Here is a 350-nt window from a genome sequence, read left to right on the forward strand (position 1 = left end):
CCGCCGACCTCGTCACACGAGAGGCCCTCGAAGCGAACCTTCACCTGGCCCTCGCCGGTGTTCGCTTCCAGCGCCGAGACGCACCAGGCGCCGCGCAGCACATAGGAGCGGCCATTGGCGAGATCGGCCTGCACGGTCGCGTCAGTGACGGCCTCGATATCCTCGAGCGACAGCTCGGGAATCAGCGAGACGTCACCCTCGATGAACGGCACCCGGGGCATCTCTTGGTAGCCGTGCACGTAGTCCTGCCCGGCGATGCCCTGCCGGGCGACCGCCGACGGCGAAACCGTGAAGTTGCCGCGCAGCGGGTACTGGTCCCCGTCGACGCGTAGATAGGCGATGCCGGCTAT

At 67.7% G+C, this 350-nt stretch carries 1 protein-coding gene; it reads right to left on the reverse strand.

Annotated elements, in window-relative coordinates; translation table 11 throughout:
• On the reverse strand, nt 1-350 hold a 350-nt coding region (locus CH341_RS32010), incomplete at both ends, for a phage tail tube protein (RefSeq protein ID WP_111423749.1).

It is taken from the genome of Rhodoplanes roseus, from assembly GCF_003258865.1.
Classification (GTDB): Bacteria; Pseudomonadota; Alphaproteobacteria; order Rhizobiales; family Xanthobacteraceae; genus Rhodoplanes; species Rhodoplanes roseus.